Here is an 18,143-nt window from a genome sequence, read left to right as displayed (position 1 = left end):
TTCTTACTCCTCATCAGAGCTGTGCGCGTGGGGCGGGGGTCAGCTCTCGTCCTCGAGCCAGCCCATGGTCCGCTCGACGGCCTTGAGCCAGCTCTTGTACTCACGGTCGCGGGTCTCCGCGTCCATGCGGGGGGTCCATTCGGCGGCCCGCCGCCAGTTGGCGCGCAGGTCGTCGGTGCTGGTCCAGAAGCCGACGGCGAGGCCGGCGGCGTAGGCGGCGCCGAGGCAGGTGGTCTCGGCGACCATCGGGCGCACCACGGGGGCGTCCAGGAAGTCCGAGAGCGTCTGCATCAGCAGGTTGTTGGAGGTCATGCCGCCGTCCACCTTGAGGGCCGCGAGCTCGACGCCCGAGTCCTTGGTCATGGCGTCCGTGATCTCCCGGGTCTGCCAGGCGGTGGCCTCCAGGACGGCGCGCGCGAGGTGCGCCTTGGTGACGTACCGGGTGAGGCCGGCGATCACACCGCGGGCGTCGGAGCGCCAGTACGGGGCGAACAGACCGGAGAAGGCCGGTACGAAGTAGGCGCCGCCGTTGTCCTCGACCGAGAGCGCGAGCGTCTCGATCTCGGCGGCGGTGGAGATCAGGCCCATCTGGTCGCGCATCCACTGCACCAGCGAACCGGTGACGGCGATCGAGCCCTCCAGGGCGTAGACCGGGGTCTGGTCGCCGATGCGGTAGCCGACGGTGGTGAGCAGGCCGGAGTACGAGTTGATGATCTTCTCACCGGTGTTCATCAGCATGAACGTGCCGGTGCCGTACGTCGACTTGGCCTCGCCCTCCGCGAAACAGGTCTGGCCGAACAGGGCCGCCTGCTGGTCGCCGAGCGCCGAGGCGACCGGGATGCCGCCGAGCAGGTCGCCCAGCTTGCCGCCGGTGACCTCGCCGTAGACCTCGGCGGAGGAACGGATCTCCGGGAGGATCGCCAGCGGGACGCCGATGGACTCGGCGATCTTGTCGTCCCACTCCAGGGTGTGGAGGTTCATCAGCATGGTGCGGGAGGCGTTGGTGACGTCGGTGTAGTGCTTGCCGCCGTTGACACCGCCCGTCAGGTTCCAGATGACCCAGGTGTCCATGGTGCCGAAGAGGATGTCGCCCGCCTCGGCGCGCTCGCGCAGGCCCTCGACGTTGTCGAGCAGCCAGCGGGCCTTGGGACCGGCGAAGTAGGAGGCCAGCGGCAGGCCGGTCTCACGGCGGAAGCGGTCCTGGCCGACGTTGCGGCCGAGTTCCTTGCACAGGGCGTCGGTGCGAGTGTCCTGCCAGACGATGGCGTTGTGGACCGGCTCACCGGTGTTCTTGTCCCAGAGCAGCGTGGTCTCGCGCTGGTTGGTGATACCGATGGCCTTGATGTCGTCACGCGTGATGCCGGCCTTGGCGATGGCCCCGGCGACGACCTCCTGGACGTTGGTCCAGATCTCGTTGGCGTCGTGCTCGACCCAGCCCGGCTTGGGGAAGATCTGCTCGTGCTCCTTCTGGTCGACGGAGACGATCCGGCCGTCGCGGTCGAAGACGATGCAGCGGGAAGAGGTGGTGCCCTGGTCGATCGCGGCGATGAAGGGGCCGGCGGTGTGGGCGTCGGTCACTGAGTGCTCCTGAGGTTCCGTGGGTAGGGGCTGTCTGTACGGCGCGGTGCTGTTTAAGTGCGGTGAAGGCCGAGGTTGTTCGTGCTCAGCGTGTTCTTCGTGCTCTTAAGCAAAGGCGACGTTGTAGATGCCTGCAGCGATGGCGCCGCCGATCAGCGGACCGACCACCGGGATCCAGGCGTAGCCCCAGTCGGAGCCACCCTTGTTGGGCAGGGGCAGGAGGGCGTGCACGATACGCGGACCGAGGTCACGGGCCGGGTTGATCGCGTAGCCGGTCGGGCCACCGAGGGACAGACCGATGCCGACGACCACGAGCGCGGTGATCAGCGCACCCAGGGTGCCGAGGCCGTTGCCCTTGTCGTTCAGGCCCTGCGTGAGGACGGCGAGCACCAGCACGACGGTACCGACGATCTCCGTGGCGAGGTTCTGCCAGGCGACCCGGATCTCCGGACCGGTGGAGAAGATGCCCAGCACCGGGCCCGCGCCCTGCTCCTGGGCCTCGACGGCCTTGGCCGCGGTGGCCTGCGCGCCCGGACCGCCGACGATCTCCTTGTCGGTGAGGTGGGCGTGGAACTGGCCGTAGTAGGCCACCCAGACCAGGGTCGCGCCGATCGCGGCGCCGAGCAGCTGGCCCGCCCAGTAGACCGGAACGTTGCTCCAGTCGTCGTCCTTGATCGCGAGTGCGAGCGTCACGGCCGGGTTGAGGTGGGCGCCGGACAGCGGCGCCGAGGTGTAGACCGCCGTGAGCACGGCGAAGCCCCACCCGAAGGTGATGGCGAGCCAGCCGGCGTTGCGGGCCTTGGAGGCCTTCAGCGTGACGGCGGCGCAGACGCCTCCGCCGAGGAGGATGAGTATGGCGGTACCGATGGTCTCGCCGATGAAGATGTCGGAGCTGGACACCCGCGACTCCTTTGTCCTTCGTCCAGGGAAGCCGTTCTCCCCGGGTCCCTCCGGGGGTCTGGCGCCCTCGGGGGTGAGAGCGATTCCGGTCCTTGGCGTTGTCACACTCTAGCGCGTATTGCCGGTAGGTGTTCGACAATGCCGACCGATGGACGGGAGTCTTGCTCCGGCGTCACGTGTGCGTCAAGGGTTCGGTTGTCGAAAACGCGATCGTTACTGATCCCCGAGATCCAGGCGGTGCTCCCTGGGGTGCCCACGGGCATGACGAGGGCCGGGACGCCGTACGGCGTCCCGGCCCGACCTCGTTGCTCAGAAGCGCCCGGCGCCCAGGTCCCGCGACACCGCGCGGGCGCAGTCCCGCACCGCCGCGATCAGCTCGGGCCGCAGCTCACCGTCCCTGGCCAGCCGTTCCACGGCGCCGGTGATGCCGACCGCGCCGACGGGCATCCGCCGCCGGTCGTGGATGGGCGCGGCGATGGAGGCCACGCCCTCCCAGGTCTCCTCGACGTCCGCCGCGTACCCACGCGCACGCGTGACGTCCAGGATGTGCTCGAAGTCCGCCGGCTCGCACACCGTACGGTCCGTGAACGGCTTGCGGTCGGCCTCCATGGCCTCGCTGTGCGCGACCGGGTCGTACGCCGACAGCACCTTGCCCAGGGCCGTGGAGTGCAACGGCTGCATGGCCCCGATCTCCAGGACCTGCCGGCTGTCGTCGGGCCGGAAGACGTGGTGCACGATCAGCACCCCCTGCTGGTGCAGCACCCCCAGATGGACGCTCTCACCGCTGGATCGCGCCAGGTCGTCCGTCCACACCAGCGCACGCGCGCGCAGCTCGTGCACGTCCAGATAGGTGGTGCCCAGGCGCAGCAGCTCCGCGCCCAGCTGGTAGCGCCCGGAGGCGTCGTCCTGTTCGACGAAGCCCTCCTGCTGGAGGGTGCGCAGGATGCCGTGGGCGGTGCCCTTGGCCAGGCCCAGCGACGAGGCGATGTCGGACAGGCCCAGCCGCCGCTCCCCGCCCGCGAGCAGCCGCAGCATCGCGGCCGCCCGTTCGACCGACTGGATGTTCCGTGCCATCGCCGTCCTGCCTCCGTCCCCTTCGCCCGTCCACGCGCGATACGCAAGTACCGGCGTTCGGCAATGTCGAACACTACCGGTCCATGCCGACCTCCCGCTAATGGTCGGTCGACACCTGTTCCACCACACGTCCCCCCGGAGTGACGTGACGGCAGTGTGCCCGTGCCCCGACCTGCGGCGCCGCCCCGCCCCCAGGGACCCGGCCGGCCCACCGTCCCCGTCCGTCCCGTGGACGCCCTGACCATACGGCCCCCGTCCCGGCTACCCTGACGGCGTGCGCTCTCCTCGGGAAGCCGTCCCGCACGCATCCTGAGGAAACGCAAAGCCGACAGCCGTCGCATCCGAGGGAGCCCTTTCATGGCCTCTGTGCCGCCGACCCCTTCCGCCGACAGCGCGACCCGTGTGTCCGCGCTCCGCCAGGCCCTGGCCACCCGTGTGGTGGTGGCCGACGGGGCCATGGGCACCATGCTCCAGGCCCAGGAACCCACCCTCGAGGACTTCGAGAACCTCGAGGGCTGCAACGAGATCCTCAACCTGACCCGCCCCGACATCGTCCGTTCGGTCCACGAGGCCTACTTCGAAACGGGCGTCGACTGCGTCGAGACCAACACGTTCGGCGCGAACCACTCCGCCATGGCCGAGTACGACATCGCCGACCGCGTCCACGAGCTGTCCGAGGCCGGCGCCCGCATCGCCCGCGAGACGGCCGACGCCTTCGGCGCCCGCGACGGCCGCCAGCGCTGGGTACTGGGCTCGATCGGCCCCGGCACGAAGCTGCCGACCCTCGGCCACATCGGCTACGGCACGCTGCGCGACGGCTTCCAGGCCAACGCGGAGGGCCTGCTGGCCGGTGGCGCCGACGCCCTGATCGTGGAGACCACCCAGGACCTCCTGCAGACGAAGTCGTCGATCCTCGGCGCCCGCCGCGCCATGGAGGCCACCGGCACCGACGTGCCGCTGCTGGTGTCGATGGCGTTCGAGACGACCGGCACCATGCTGCTGGGCTCGGAGATCGGCGCCGCGCTGACCGCGCTGGAGCCCCTGGGCATCGACATGATCGGCCTGAACTGCTCCACCGGCCCCGCCGAGATGAGCGAGCACCTGCGCTACCTCGCCCGGCACTCGCGCACCCCGCTGCTGTGCATGCCGAACGCCGGCCTGCCGGTCCTCACCAGGGACGGCGCCCACTTCCCGCTCGACGCGAAGGGCCTGGCCGACGCCCAGGAGACCTTCGTACGCGACTACGGCCTGAACCTCGTCGGCGGCTGTTGCGGCACGACCCCGGAGCACCTGCGGCAGCTCGTGGAGCGCCTGCGCGGCACGGAGCCCGGCGAGCGCAGCCCGCAGCCCGAGCCCGGCGCCGCCTCCCTCTACCAGACCGTCCCGTTCCGCCAGGACACCTCCTACCTGGCGATCGGCGAGCGCACCAACGCCAACGGCTCGAAGAAGTTCCGCGAGGCCATGCTGGAGGCCCGCTGGGACGACTGCGTCGAAATGGCCCGCGAGCAGATCCGCGAGGGCGCGCACATGCTCGACCTGTGCGTGGACTACGTCGGCCGCGACGGCGTCGCCGACATGGAGGAACTGGCCGGCCGCTTCGCCACCGCCTCCACCCTGCCGATCGTCCTCGACTCCACCGAGGTCGACGTCATCCGGGCGGGCCTGGAGAAGCTCGGCGGCCGCGCGGTGATCAACTCCGTGAACTACGAGGACGGCGACGGACCCGAGTCCCGCTTCGCCAAGGTCACCCGCCTGGCCCAGGAGCACGGCGCCGCGCTGATCGCCCTCACCATCGACGAGGAGGGCCAGGCCCGCACCCCCGAGAAGAAGGTCGAGATCGCCGAACGGCTCATCGACGACCTCACCGGGAACTGGGGCATCCAGGAGTCGGACATCCTCATCGACACCCTGACCTTCACCATCTGCACCGGCCAGGAGGAGTCCCGGGGGGACGGCATCGCCACCATCGAGGCGATCCGCGAGCTCAAGCGCCGCCACCCCGACGTCCAGACCACCCTGGGCCTGTCGAACATCTCCTTCGGCCTCAACCCGGCCGCCCGCATCCTGCTGAACTCGGTCTTCCTGGACGAGTGCGTCAAGGCGGGCCTGGACTCCGCCATCGTCCACGCCTCGAAGATCCTGCCGATCGCCCGCTTCAGCGAGGAGGAGGTCCAGACCGCCCTCGACCTCATCCACGACCGCCGCAGCGACGGCTACGACCCCCTGCAAAAGCTCATGCAGCTGTTCGAGGGCGCCACGGCGAAGTCCCTGAAGGCGGGCAAGGCCGAGGAACTCGCCGCCCTGCCGCTGGAGGAGCGCCTCAAGCGCCGCATCATCGACGGCGAGAAGAACGGCCTGGAGGCCGACCTCGACCAGGCGCTGCAGACCCGCCCGGCCCTCGACATCGTCAACGAGACCCTCCTGGACGGCATGAAGGTCGTCGGCGAGCTCTTCGGCTCCGGCCAGATGCAGCTGCCGTTCGTGCTGCAGTCCGCCGAGGTCATGAAGGCCGCCGTCGCCCATCTTGAACCGCACATGGAGAAGTCCGAGGCCGACGGCAAGGGCACCATCGTGCTCGCCACCGTGCGCGGAGACGTCCACGACATCGGCAAGAACCTCGTCGACATCATCCTGTCCAACAACGGCTACAACGTCGTCAACCTCGGCATCAAGCAGCCGGTCTCCGCGATCCTGGACGCCGCCGAGGAACACCGCGCCGACGTCATCGGCATGTCCGGTCTCCTGGTCAAGTCGACGGTGATCATGAAGGAGAACCTGGAGGAGCTCAACCAGCGCGGCCTGGCGGCCAGCTACCCGGTCATCCTCGGCGGCGCCGCCCTCACCCGCGCGTACGTCGAGCAGGACCTGCACGAGATCTACCAGGGCGAGGTCCGCTACGCCCGCGACGCCTTCGAGGGCCTGCACCTCATGGACGCCCTCATCGGCGTCAAGCGCGGCGTGCCCGGCGCCAAGCTGCCCGAGCTCAAGCAGCGCCGGGTCCGCGCGGCCGCCGCCGTCGCGGTCGAGGAGCGCCCCCAGGAGGGCCACGTCCGCTCCGACGTCGCCATCGACAACCCCGTGCCCGCCCCGCCGTTCTGGGACACCCGCGTCATCAAGGGCATCCAGCTCAAGGAGTACGCCACCTGGCTGGACGAGGGCGCCCTGTTCAAGGGCCAGTGGGGCCTGAAGCAGGCCCGCACCGGCGACGGACCGACGTACGAGGAACTCGTCGAGACCGAGGGCCGCCCCCGCCTGCGCGGCCTGCTGGACCGGCTGCAGACGGAGAACCTCCTCGAGGCCGCCGTGGTCTACGGCTACTTCCCGTGCGTGTCCAAGGAGGACGACCTGATCATCCTGGACGAGCACGGCAACGAACGCACCCGCTTCACCTTCCCCCGCCAGCGCCGCGGCCGCCGGCTGTGCCTGGCGGACTTCTTCCGCCCCCAGGAGTCGGGCGAGACGGACGTCGTCGGCCTCCAGGTCGTCACCGTCGGCTCCCGCATCGGCGAGGAGACCGCCAAGCTCTTCGAGTCGAACTCCTACCGCGACTACCTCGAGCTCCACGGCCTGTCCGTGCAGTTGGCGGAGGCGCTCGCCGAGTACTGGCACGCGCGCGTGCGCTCCGAACTGGGCTTCGCCGGTGAGGACCCCGCCGACATCGAGGACATGTTCGCGCTGAAGTACCGCGGCGCCCGCTTCTCCCTCGGCTACGGCGCCTGCCCCAACCTGGAGGACCGCGCCAAGATCGCCGACCTGCTCCGGCCCGAGCGGATCGGCGTCCACCTGTCCGAGGAGTTCCAGCTCCACCCCGAGCAGTCCACGGACGCGATCGTGATCCACCACCCCGAGGCGAAGTACTTCAACGCACGGTGACAGGTGTGCCACTGAGCACGCTGATCCGATAAGTCGTACACTGGTCGGTCCACTGCAGGCCGGTTCCCCCGCGGGAACCGGCCTGCTCGTCCCTCAAGGAGGTACGTGGATGACCAGCACGGTTCCCGCGCCCGTAACCCGCACGGCCGAGGGCTCGGCCCTGCAGGCCGTGCTCCTCGACATGGACGGCACCCTGGTGGACACCGAGGGCTTCTGGTGGGACGTCGAAGTCGAGATCTTCGCCGGTCTCGGCCACACCCTCGACGACTCCTGGCGCCATGTCGTGGTCGGCGGCCCGATGAGCCGCAGTGCCGGGTTCCTGATCGAGGCGACCGGGGCCGACATCACCCTCGCCGAACTGTCCGTCCTGCTCAACGAGGGGTTCGAGGACCGCATCACGCGCGCCCTGCCCCTGATGCCGGGAGCCGCCCGGCTGCTCGCCGAACTCGCCGAGCACGAGGTGCCCACGGCCCTCGTCTCCGCCTCCCACCGGCGCATCATCGACCGCGTCCTGAGCTCACTCGGCCCCCAGCACTTCACCCTGACCGTGGCCGGCGACGAGGTCGCGCGCACCAAGCCCTACCCCGACCCCTATCTGTTCGCGGCCTCCGGACTCGGCGTGGACCCCGCCCGCTGTGCCGTCGTCGAGGACACCGCGACCGGGGTCGCCTCGGCGGAGGCGGCGGGCTGCCATGTCGTGGCGGTGCCCTCCGTGGCCCCGATCACCGCCGCCGCGCGGCGCACCGTGGTGCCCTCGCTGGAACAGGTCGACCTGACATTTCTGCGCGGTCTGATGCCTCTCTGAGAGCGCTCCGATGATCGCTGCTCCGATCATTGGTGATCGGCCGATGACGGAAATGCGAGAGCGTGTTCACCGAGCGTGCACCGCCGATAGCAAGGAAATTCGGCGGATGTACGCGCGGGGGAATTCAGATCTTCGACAACGGTTGCATAACGTACCGCCCGACCCTGTTGACGTGTGACGTTTACCACCTCACAGGGGGTCGACAGGGATCTCCCCATGTGCCGCAACGCCCCGTTCGGGGTGTTCGAGCGCGCCCTTGTGTCCCGATTGATGGACTGCTGCGCGTATCGTTCCGCTGACGGTTTTTCAATGCGTTCGCATACGGTTCCGCTGCGTGATGGGCTTTCAACTCCGGTGGCGGCGAACCCTCGTGCCGGTGCGGACTAATCTCGTCGCGGTACATCACCCCTTTCCCCGTGATCCGCCGCGACACCCTGCATGCCGGATACACGGACCGACAGCTCTGGAGAAACTCGAGCATGAACCGCAAGACTTTGGTGCTGCCGGCCGTGGTCGGTCTGCTCGCGCCCGTACTCGCCGCCTGCGGCGGGGCCGACAGCGGGAGCGGCAGCGGCGACGCCATCGTCGTGGGCACCACCGACCGGTTCACCGCCACCAAGGCCGCCCCCGCACCGCTCGATCCCGCCTACGCCTACGACGTCGGCACCTGGAACATCCTGCGCCAGACCGTGCAGACCCTGATGATCGTGCCCAAGGGCGACGGCGACCCCGTCCCCGAGGCGGCCCAGTCCTGCGGCTTCACCGACAGCGGCAACGAGCGCTACGCCTGCAAGCTCCGCGACGGCCTGAAGTTCTCCAACGGCGACGCGATCACCGCCGAGGACGTCAAGTTCTCCATCGACCGCGCCCGCGCCATCAAGGCCGACTCCGGCGTCTTCGCCCTGCTCTCCACCATCGACACCGTCGAGACGCAGGGTGACAACGAAGTCATCTTCCACCTCAAGACCGCCGACGCCACCTTCCCGCAGAAGCTGTCGACCCCGGTCGCCGGCATCGTCAACCCCGACGACTACGAGAAGGACAAGCTGCGCGACGGCTTCGAGGTCGACGGCTCCGGCCCGTACACCCTCAAGGCCGAGACCGACGGCGACGCCGTCACCAAGGCCGTGTTCACCAAGAACCCCAACTACAAGGGGACCCTCCAGGTGAACAACGACGAGGTCGACATGGTGTCCTACGACGACGCCGACGCCATGGGCACCGCCCTCGAAAAGGGCGACATCGACCTGATGACCCGCACCATGTCCCCGGCGCAGATCAACAAGCTCTCCCAGGCCGCCGCCGACAGCGACGTCGACCTCGTCGAGCTCGCCGGCCTGGAAATCCGCTACCTGGCCTTCGACACCGACGCCCCCGCCGTGAAGACCAAGGCCGTGCGCCAGGCGATGGCCCAGGTCATCAACCGCAACGAGCTGGTCGCGCAGGTCTACGGCTCCCAGGCCGAGCCCCTCTACTCGCTGGTCCCGGCCTCCATCACCGGCCACTCCAACTCGTTCTTCAACAAGTACGGCGACCCGAGCGTCAGCAAGGCCAAGGACCTGCTGGCCAAGGCGAACATCAGCACCCCGGTGAAGCTGACGCTGAACTACACGACCGACCACTACGGTCCGGCCACCAAGGAAGAGTTCGAGCTGCTGAAGAAGCAGCTGGACGACAGCGGCCTGTTCGACGTCACCATCAAGGGCGCCCCCTGGGACACGTTCATCCCGGCCGAGCGCAAGGGCGAGTACGCCGTCTACGGCATGGGCTGGTTCCCCGACTTCCCCGACGCCGACAACTTCGTCGCGCCGTTCCTCGACAAGGACAACACCCTCAACTCCCCGTACAGCAACAGCGACATCATCGACAACCTGATCCCGCAGTCCCGCCGGGAGGCCGACCGCGTCAGCGCCGGCAAGAGCCTCACCGAGATCCAGGACATCGTCGCCGACGACGTCCCGATCCTCCCGCTGTGGCAGGGCAAGCAGTACGTCGCCGCCAACACCGACATCACCGGCACGGCGTACGCCCTCAACTCCTCGGCCACCCTCCAGCTGTGGGAGCTGGGCCGCGGAGTCAGCAACTGAGAGACAGCGGTCGGGTGATACGTTTTCCGCGGCCGGAGCCCGGGACGGCGGCACCGGTGTGACGGGACCCGACGACAAAGGTATTTCGTGAACATGCGTAACCAGTGGCCAGTCCTGCCGATCATGGCGGGGCTGGCCTCCGGCCTGTTGACCGGCTGCGGCGCCCAGACCGGGGGCTCGGACGGCGACGGCTCCACCGTGGTGCTCGGGATGTCGGACGACGTCCTCGCCACGGACCCGGCCTCCGGCTACGACCCCGGATCCTGGATGTTGTTCAACAACGTCTTCCAGTCCCTGCTGAGCTTCCCCAAGGGCGGCACCGAACCCGAGCCCGACGCGGCGAAGGAGTGCACCTTCACGGACCAGCAGGCCAAGGTCTACCAGTGCACGCTCAAGGACGGACTGAAGTTCTCCAACGGTGACGACCTCACCTCCGAGGACGTCAAGTTCTCCTTCGACCGCATGCTGAAGATCAACGACGACTCCGGCCCCGCCATCATGTTCCCCATGCTCGGCAAGGTCGAGACGCCGGACGCCAAGACGGTCGTCTTCAAGCTCAAGGTCCCCGACGCCACCTTCCCCAGCAAGATCGCCTCCGGCGCCGGCTCCATCGTCGACCACAAGGACTACGACGCCGACGGCCTGCGCAAGGACGACGGCGCCACCGGCTCCGGCCCCTACAAGCTGGACTCCTTCAGCGAGGACGAGGCCGTCTTCTCCGTCAACGAGAACTACAAGGGCAGCGCCGCCGACGTCCAGAACAACGGCGTCACCCTCAAGTTCTTCGACGGCGACCAGAAGGCCCTCAAGAAGGCCCTCCTCGACGGCGACGTCGACGTCGCCTACCGCGGCCTCACCGCCGCCGACATCGCCGACATCGACCAGAGCACCGACGACGGCGGCCCCGAGGTCGTCGAGGGCAGCAGCGCCGAGGTCCAGCACCTCGTCTTCAACACCGACGACCCCGTCACCGGAAAACTCGGCGTCCGCAAGGCCATCGCCTACCTGATCGACCGCGAAGCCCTCATCAAGGACGTCTACGAAGGCACCGCCGACCCGCTGTACTCGATCATCCCGGCCGGCATAGCGGGCCACAACACCGCGTTCTTCGACCGCTACGGCGCCAACCCCTCCCCGGCCAAGGCCGCCGCCGCACTCCAGGACGAGGGCATCACCGACAAGGTCGAACTCACCCTCTGGTCCACGCCCAGCCGCTACGGCCCCGCCACCGACCAGGAACTCAAGACCATCGCCGCCCAGCTCAACGCCAGCGGCCTGTTCGACGCCGACGTCAAGTCCGTCGCCTTCGACCAGTACGAGAAGGACATCGCCGACGGCAAGTACGGCGTCTACGTCAAGGGCTGGGTCCCCGACTACCCCGACGCCGACAACTTCACCGCGCCCTTCTTCGGCGACGGCAACGTCCTCGGCAACAACTACGCCAACAAGACGATCACCAGCACGCTCATCCCGCGCACCGCCGCCCAGAGCGACCGCTCCGCCACCGACTCCGACTACGGCACGCTCCAGGACATCGTCGCCGAAGAACTGCCCGTCCTGCCCATCTGGCAGGCCAAGCAGTACGCCGTCGTCGGCGACAACGTCTACGGCCTCGAGAACTGCCTGGACGCCTCGACGGTGTTCCGCTTCTGGGAACTCAGCAAGGACTGACCCCAGCCAAGGACCGACCGCCCCCACCACGCGACAGGGCGCCCCCGCTCAGCAGGGGCGCCCTTCGCCGGTCCCACGCTCTTCGCCGGCCCTACTGCGCGCCCGGGCGCACCAGACCGCTCTCGTACGCGTACACCGCGGCCTGCACCCGGTCACGCAGCCCCAGCTTGGTCAGCACATGCCCCACATGCGTCTTCACCGTCGTCTCGCTGACGAACAGGTCCGCGGCGATCTCCGCGTTCGACAACCCCCGCGCCACCAGCTTCAGCACCTCCACCTCACGATCGGTGAGCGTGTGCAGCGTGTCCGGCACCGGCTCGTCCCCCGACGGCAGATGCGTCGCGTACTTGTCGAGCAGCCGACGCGTGATGCTCGGCGCCAGCATCGCCTCGCCCGCGGCCACCACCCGGATCGCCTGCACCAGCTCGTTCGCCGGGGCGTCCTTCAGCAGGAAACCGCTCGCCCCGGCCCGCAGCGCCTCCACCACGTACTCGTCGAGGTCGAAGGTCGTCAGCACCAGCACCTTCGCCGGTCCGTCCCGCCCCGGCCCGGAGATCTGCCGGGTCGCCTCCACCCCGTCCATCCGGGGCATACGGATGTCCATGAGCACCACATCGGGCTGCAGCGCCCGCACCTGGTCCAGGGCCTGAAGACCGTCTCCGGCCTCACCGACGACCGCGATGTCCTGCTCGGCCTCCAGGATCATCCGGAAGCCGGTACGCAACAGCGGCTGGTCGTCGACCAGTAGGACGCGGATGGCCACGTAAGTCTCCTTCGCTAGTCCGGCCCCATTCTGCCCTGCGGGACGTCACCGGACTCGGCCGCCCTCACCGTCACCGGCAACGGATACGGCGGGGGAGTGCCCCCGAACTCCGGGCAGTGCGCCTGGTGATCGCACCAGCCGCACAGCTTCGTCGGCCGCGGCCGCCAGTCACCCGTCTCCGTCGCCTGCCGGATCGCCTCCCACAGCGCGAGCAGCTTGCGCTCCACCCGCTCCAGATCGGCGAGGACCGGGTCGTACGTCAGCACGTCCCCACTGCCGAGATAGACCAGCTGCAGCCGCCGCGGGACCACCCGCTTCAGCCGCCACACCACCAGCGCGTAGAACTTCATCTGGAACAACGCGCCCTCGGCGTACTCCGCCCTCGGCGCCTTGCCCGTCTTGTAGTCGACGATCCGGACCTCGCCCGTCGGCGCCACGTCGACCCGGTCGATGATCCCGCGCAGCCGCAGCCCCGACTCCAGCTCCGCCTCCACGAACAGCTCCCGCTCGGCGGGCTCCAGACGCGTCGGATCCTCCAGCGTGAACCAGCGCTCCACCAGCGCCTCCGCCTCCGCCAGCCAGCCCGCCAGCCGCTCGCCCTCCGGATCGTCCGCGAACAGCTCCACGACCTCCGGCCGCGTCTCCCGCAACCGGTCCCACTGACCCGGGATCAGCGCCTTGGCCCGCGGCGCCGTCCGCTCCGCCGCCGGGGCGTCGAACAGCCGCTCGAGCACCGCGTGCACCAGAGTCCCCCTGGTCGCCGCCGCGCTCGGCTTCTCCGGCAGCCGGTCGATCACCCGGAACCGGTACAGCAGCGGACACTGCATGAAATCCCCGGCACGCGAGGGCGACAGCGAGGAGGGAGCCGAGGAGGGCGCTATGGCGACGGGCCCGGCCGCCGCCTCGGGCACGACGGACTCGGCGACCACATCAGGCGCGACGGTCTCCGCGACCGCCTCTGCCACCGTCTCGGGCCCGACCGCCCCCGAACGCGCCGCTTCCTCCACGGCCCCACCCTCGACGCCGGCCCCGCCGGCGCCCTCGCTGCTGCTCTCCATGCACCAGACCATACGGCCCGCCACTGACAGTCACCCACTCCCGCCCGGCACACCCCGGGGCGAGCGGGGAAACACGGGGGGTGCCGGGGCGGAACACCTCACGACGGCCGCATACCATCGGTCCCGAGACCCTTCCGCCCGCAACGAGCGGAAGACGCTTCGAACGAGGGGACATCGTGGTGGAAAGCGGCGGGAGCGGGCGGCCGCGGCCGGACAGCGAAGAGTCGGCCGAGCACCCCGCGCCACCAGCGCCCCAGGCCACCGCCCCTGCGGAGCCCCCGCAGCGGGAGAACCAGGCGGCCGAAGGCCCCACCACGCCCGGAGACACCCCCACGACCGCCGATCCGACACCGGCCCCGACCGCCGGCCAGGAACCCCGCCCGACCCCACCCACGTCCGACGCCCCCACCGCCGACACCGACACCAGCAACGGGCAGGCCGCCGAAGCCACGCCGACGGATGAGCCCGGGAACGGGCAGGCGCCCAGGCCTCAGTCGGCCGGTGACGCCAGGAACGGACAGGCCGCTGAGGCCACCCCCACCGGTGAGCCCGCGAACGGGCGGCCCGTCGAGCCCCCGTCGGCCGGTGAGACCGCGAACGGGCAGGCCGTCGAACCCCCGTCGCCCGATGGGTCCGCGAACGGGCGGGCCGTCGAGCCCCCGCCGCCCGGTGACGCCAGGAACGGGCAGGCCGCCGCATCCACCCCGACCGGTGGGTCCGCGAACGGACAGGCCCCCGAGTCCCCGTCGGCCAGTGAGCCCCGTGACACCCCCGCGGCGCCCACGGCCCCCGCCGACGACGACGCCCCAGTCCGCCCCCCGGCACCCACCGCCCCCGAGGCCGACGCCCATGCCGACCGTGCCCGGGCCCATGCGGGCGGTCACGAGTCGGGGGACACCGACAGCACCGGGCCCATCCCCGTGCTCACCAAGGGCGCCCCGCCGCAGCGGCCCCCCGAGCAGCCGCGAGGCGGGCTGCTCATGGGACGGCCCTTCGGCGTGCCCGTCTACGTGGCGCCCAGCTGGTTCCTCGTCGCCGCACTGATCACCTGGGTGTTCGGCGGGCAGCTCGACCGCGTCCTGCCCGAACTCGGCGTCGCCCGCTACCTGGTCTCCCTCTTCTTCGCGGTCGCCTTCTACGCCTCCGTCCTCATCCACGAACTCGCCCACACCATCGCCGCCCTCCGCTTCAAGCTCCCGGTCCGCCGCATCCAGCTCCAGTTCTTCGGCGGCGTCTCCGAGATCGAGAAGGAGGCCGAGACCCCGGGCCGCGAATTCTGGCTCGCCTTCGTCGGCCCCCTCCTCTCCCTCGTCCTCGCCGGCGTCTTCTACGCCGCCATGCAACCCGTCGAACCCGGCACCGTCCCCGGCGTCCTCCTCGCCGGCCTGATGATCTCCAACCTCATCGTGGCGATCTTCAACCTCCTCCCCGGCCTCCCCCTCGACGGCGGCCGCATGCTCCGCGCCGTGGTCTGGAAGATCACCGGCAAACCCATGAGCGGCACCATCGCCGCCGCCTGGGTCGGCCGCGCCCTCGCCGTCTCCGTCCTCATCGGCCTCCCCCTGCTCACCCAGTCCGGCGCCCTCGGCTCCAGCGCCGAGGACAGCGTCGGCATGGACACCGTCACCGACGCCCTGCTCGCCGCCATCCTCGCCGCGATCATCTGGACCGGCGCCGGCAACAGCCTGCGCATGGCCCGCCTGCGCGAGCACCTCCCCGAACTCCGGGCCCGCACACTCACCCGCCGCGCCGTCCCCGTCGAAACCGACACCCCCCTCTCCGAAGCCCTCCGCCGCGCCAACGCCGCAGGCGCCCGCGCCCTCGTCGTCGTCGACGCCCACGGCGAACCCCTCTCCCTCGTCCGCGAGGCCGCCATCGTCGGCGTACCCGAACACCGCCGCCCCTGGGTCGCCGTCAGCGGCCTCGCCCAGGACCTCACCGACGGCATGCGCATCTCCGCGGAACTCGCGGGGGAGGACCTCCTCGACGTCCTGCGCGCCACCCCGGCCACCGAGTACCTCGTCGTCGAGGAGACCGGCGAGATCTACGGCGTCCTCTCCGCCGCCGACGTCGAACGCGCCTTCGTCAAGGCCATGGCCCGCCCCAACTGAGCACCACCCCCACGCACACGTGGTCGGCGGCCCCCGCAATCGCCGGTAGGCTGTTCACATGTCCGAACCGACCGGTGCCGCCCGCAGGCGCGGGCCCTTCAAGGTCGGGGACCAGGTTCAGCTGACCGACCCCAAGGGCCGCCACTACACGTTCACGCTCGAGGACGGGAAGAACTTCCACACCCACAAGGGTTCCTTCCCGCACGACGAACTGATCGGCGCACCCGAGGGCAGCGTTGTCCGCACCACCGGGAACGTCGCCTACCTCGCGCTGCGCCCCCTGCTCCCCGACTACGTCCTGTCCATGCCCCGCGGGGCAGCCGTCGTCTACCCCAAGGACGCGGGGCAGATCCTCGCCTTCGCCGACATCTTCCCCGGCGCCCGCGTCGTCGAAGCCGGCGTCGGCTCCGGCTCGCTCAGCAGCTTCCTGCTGCGCGCCATCGGCGACCAGGGCATGCTGCACTCCTACGAGCGCCGCGAGGACTTCGCCGACATCGCCCGACAGAACGTCGAGCGCTACTTCGGCGGCCCCCACCCCGCCTGGCAGCTCACCGTCGGCGACCTCCAGGACAACCTGAGCGACACCGACGTCGACCGCGTCATCCTCGACATGCTCGCCCCCTGGGAATGCCTGGAGGCCGTCTCCAAGGCACTCGTCCCCGGCGGCATCCTCTGCTGCTACGTCGCCACCACCACCCAGCTCGCCCGGACCGTCGAGTCCATCCGCGAGATCGGCTGCTTCAACGAGCCGACCGCCTGGGAGACGATGATCCGCAACTGGCACATCGAAGGCCTCGCCGTCCGCCCCGACCACCGCATGATCGGCCACACCGGCTTCCTGCTCACCGCCCGCCGCCTCGCCGACGGCGTCGAGCCCCCCATGCGCCGCCGCCGCCCCGCCAAGGGCGCCTACGGCGAGGACTACGCCGGCCCCAACGCCGACGGAGGCAGCGGCCGCTGACACGGCCCTCGTGCCCGCACAACGACAGGGCGCCGTGGCCGAGTTCCCGGAACACCTCCGGAACTCGACCACGGCGCCCTCCTGTTGGCACCCCGGCCGCGCAATCCCCCGCCCCCCCACACCCGCACATCCCCGGCATCCCGCACCCCGCCGTTCCCCCGCCCTGTGACGTGTGGCACGATGCTGGCCACCCCACCCCCACCGGCACAGCCACCCCAGGAGACGCTCCTAGTGCAGCAATCCGCCGTCCCGGAACTGGCACACACCCACACCCGGCCGATCCACTGGGTGGCCACCGCCACCGCCGTGGCCGGCGTCGTGGCCCTCTCCTCGGTCCTGCAGCCCAGACCGGCGACGGCCGCCCAGGCCGCCGAACCGCACACCACCCCCACCACCGCAGCCGCCCCCGCCACCACCGGCATCGACTTCCCGATCGACTGCGGCCCGGTCAAGGCCCTCGTCCAGCGGAAGGCCAGCGGAGACCTCGACGGCGACGGCAGGCCCGAAACGGTCGCCGTCGTCCACTGCGACGCCCCCATGGGCACCCCGCCCGACGGCGTCTACGTCCTCACCCAGGCCGCCGGCAGCACCCACGCACGCGTGGTCGCCACCCTCGTCGACCCCAAGGACCGCACCAACGTCACCAGCATCTCCGTGACCGACGGTGCCGTCCTCGCCACACTCCTCGGCTACTCGTCGGCGGACGTGCCCAGTTGCTGCCCCGACCTCAAGGACAGCGCCAAGTGGCAGTGGAAGGACAACGCGTTCATCCGCTCGACACCCGCCGGCGCCCACAGCGTCTGAATCAGGCCATCGAGGCCTGTGAGAAATCAGACAACAACCACGGAACGCACCCGACTCGTCACTCCGCGTCCGGACCGAACACCTCGACCCTGTCCGAAACTCGCCGTACATGAATGCACTCACCGGGACACTCCCGCACGGAGTCCACCACGTCCGTCAACAGCGGCAACGGCACCGGCGTGGTGGCCCCCTTGGCCTGCAGAAGCTCGTCCTCGGCACTCTTCACGTACGCCAGCCCGTCGATGTCCAGCTCGAACACCTCCGGCGCGTACTGGGCACAGATGCCGTCACCGGTACAGAGATCCTGGTCGATCCAGACCTCCAGCGCCTCCGCGCCGACACCGGCCTCCTGCTGCACGCTCATCTCTCCTGCCGTTTAGTGTCGAGCCGCACGGGAACGATGCAGGCTCTGACGGGTGTTGAACACTTCGACCCTACCCCCGTCCGCTTTCCAATCA

The 18,143-nt window shown here is 70.0% G+C and carries 13 protein-coding genes; 7 read left to right on the top strand and 6 right to left on the bottom strand.

The annotated features are described in order from the left end of the window. Positions 1-39 precede the first annotated feature (39 nt). From glpK to ACIRF9_RS23470, 3 genes are all read right to left on the bottom strand, one after another. Positions 40-1,578, bottom strand: coding sequence for a glycerol kinase GlpK (gene glpK / locus ACIRF9_RS23480; protein ID WP_403825413.1), 1,539 nt, complete (start codon positions 1,576-1,578; stop codon positions 40-42). Between the two features lie 105 nt (positions 1,579-1,683). Continuing rightward, positions 1,684-2,478, bottom strand: coding sequence for an MIP/aquaporin family protein (locus tag ACIRF9_RS23475; RefSeq protein WP_403825410.1), 795 nt, complete (start codon positions 2,476-2,478; stop codon positions 1,684-1,686). Between the two features lie 309 nt (positions 2,479-2,787). Beyond that, on the bottom strand, positions 2,788-3,552 hold the full coding sequence (locus tag ACIRF9_RS23470; RefSeq protein WP_403825407.1) for an IclR family transcriptional regulator: 765 nt from the start codon (positions 3,550-3,552) through the stop codon (positions 2,788-2,790). A 357-nt stretch (positions 3,553-3,909) separates the two neighbouring features. Between ACIRF9_RS23470 and metH the strand changes: the two genes are divergently transcribed. The 4 genes from metH (at position 3,910) to ACIRF9_RS23450 (ending at position 11,988) form a co-directional block, all read left to right on the top strand. Next, positions 3,910-7,425 (top strand): methionine synthase, encoded by a 3,516-nt coding sequence (gene metH / locus ACIRF9_RS23465; protein ID WP_403825404.1) that lies wholly within the window; start codon positions 3,910-3,912, stop codon positions 7,423-7,425. A gap of 109 nt (positions 7,426-7,534) precedes the next feature. Then, complete coding sequence (locus tag ACIRF9_RS23460; protein ID WP_403825401.1) at positions 7,535-8,230, top strand: HAD family hydrolase; 696 nt, start codon at positions 7,535-7,537, stop codon at positions 8,228-8,230. Positions 8,231-8,709: 479 nt separating this feature from the next. After that, positions 8,710-10,317, top strand: coding sequence for an ABC transporter substrate-binding protein (locus ACIRF9_RS23455; protein WP_403825398.1), 1,608 nt, complete (start codon positions 8,710-8,712; stop codon positions 10,315-10,317). An 87-nt stretch (positions 10,318-10,404) separates the two neighbouring features. Beyond that, the gene (locus ACIRF9_RS23450) at positions 10,405-11,988 is read left to right on the top strand and encodes an ABC transporter substrate-binding protein (RefSeq protein WP_403825395.1); all 1,584 of its coding nucleotides are present in this window, start codon (positions 10,405-10,407) and stop codon (positions 11,986-11,988) included. Positions 11,989-12,079: 91 nt separating this feature from the next. Here ACIRF9_RS23450 and ACIRF9_RS23445 read toward each other — a convergent pair whose 3' ends face one another. Together ACIRF9_RS23445 and ACIRF9_RS23440 are read right to left on the bottom strand one after the other, a co-directional pair. After that, positions 12,080-12,751, bottom strand: coding sequence for a response regulator (locus ACIRF9_RS23445; RefSeq protein ID WP_403825392.1), 672 nt, complete (start codon positions 12,749-12,751; stop codon positions 12,080-12,082). Positions 12,752-12,765: 14 nt separating this feature from the next. After that, positions 12,766-13,809, bottom strand: a complete 1,044-nt coding sequence (locus tag ACIRF9_RS23440; RefSeq protein ID WP_403825389.1) for a RecB family exonuclease — start codon at positions 13,807-13,809, stop codon at positions 12,766-12,768. 176 nt (positions 13,810-13,985) lie between these two features. Between ACIRF9_RS23440 and ACIRF9_RS23435 the strand changes: the two genes are divergently transcribed. From ACIRF9_RS23435 to ACIRF9_RS23425, 3 genes are all read left to right on the top strand, one after another. Beyond that, entirely contained in the window at positions 13,986-15,920 is a 1,935-nt protein-coding gene (locus ACIRF9_RS23435) for a site-2 protease family protein (protein ID WP_403825386.1), read from the top strand. Between the two features lie 58 nt (positions 15,921-15,978). Further along, positions 15,979-16,881: a tRNA (adenine-N1)-methyltransferase gene (locus ACIRF9_RS23430; protein WP_059203278.1), complete on the top strand. Its 903-nt coding sequence runs from the start codon at positions 15,979-15,981 to the stop codon at positions 16,879-16,881. 231 nt (positions 16,882-17,112) lie between these two features. After that, the gene (locus ACIRF9_RS23425; protein ID WP_403825383.1) at positions 17,113-17,685 is read left to right on the top strand and encodes a hypothetical protein; all 573 of its coding nucleotides are present in this window, start codon (positions 17,113-17,115) and stop codon (positions 17,683-17,685) included. Between the two features lie 58 nt (positions 17,686-17,743). Here the strand turns inward: ACIRF9_RS23425 and ACIRF9_RS23420 are convergent, their stop codons facing one another. Continuing rightward, positions 17,744-18,049, bottom strand: coding sequence for a ferredoxin (locus ACIRF9_RS23420; RefSeq protein ID WP_403825380.1), 306 nt, complete (start codon positions 18,047-18,049; stop codon positions 17,744-17,746). Positions 18,050-18,143 lie beyond the last annotated feature (94 nt).

Source organism: Streptomyces sp. NPDC096132 (genome assembly GCF_044763345.1).
Classification (GTDB): Bacteria; Actinomycetota; Actinomycetes; order Streptomycetales; family Streptomycetaceae; genus Streptomyces.
Note: the sequence above shows the minus strand (reverse complement) of the source record. Positions and strands in the feature narration are given on the sequence as shown.

Excerpts from the sequence above, each read along its gene's own strand:
- metH (WP_403825404.1), top strand. The coding sequence starts at position 3,910 with ATGGCCTCTGTGCCGCCGACCCCTTCCGCCGACAGCGCGACCCGTGTG.
- ACIRF9_RS23440 (WP_403825389.1), bottom strand. The coding sequence starts at position 13,809 with ATGGAGAGCAGCAGCGAGGGCGCCGGCGGGGCCGGCGTCGAGGGTGGG.
- ACIRF9_RS23430 (WP_059203278.1), top strand. The coding sequence starts at position 15,979 with ATGTCCGAACCGACCGGTGCCGCCCGCAGGCGCGGGCCCTTCAAGGTC.
- ACIRF9_RS23420 (WP_403825380.1), bottom strand. The coding sequence starts at position 18,049 with ATGAGCGTGCAGCAGGAGGCCGGTGTCGGCGCGGAGGCGCTGGAGGTC.
- ACIRF9_RS23460 (WP_403825401.1), top strand. The coding sequence starts at position 7,535 with ATGACCAGCACGGTTCCCGCGCCCGTAACCCGCACGGCCGAGGGCTCG.
- ACIRF9_RS23470 (WP_403825407.1), bottom strand. The coding sequence starts at position 3,552 with ATGGCACGGAACATCCAGTCGGTCGAACGGGCGGCCGCGATGCTGCGG.
- ACIRF9_RS23455 (WP_403825398.1), top strand. The coding sequence starts at position 8,710 with ATGAACCGCAAGACTTTGGTGCTGCCGGCCGTGGTCGGTCTGCTCGCG.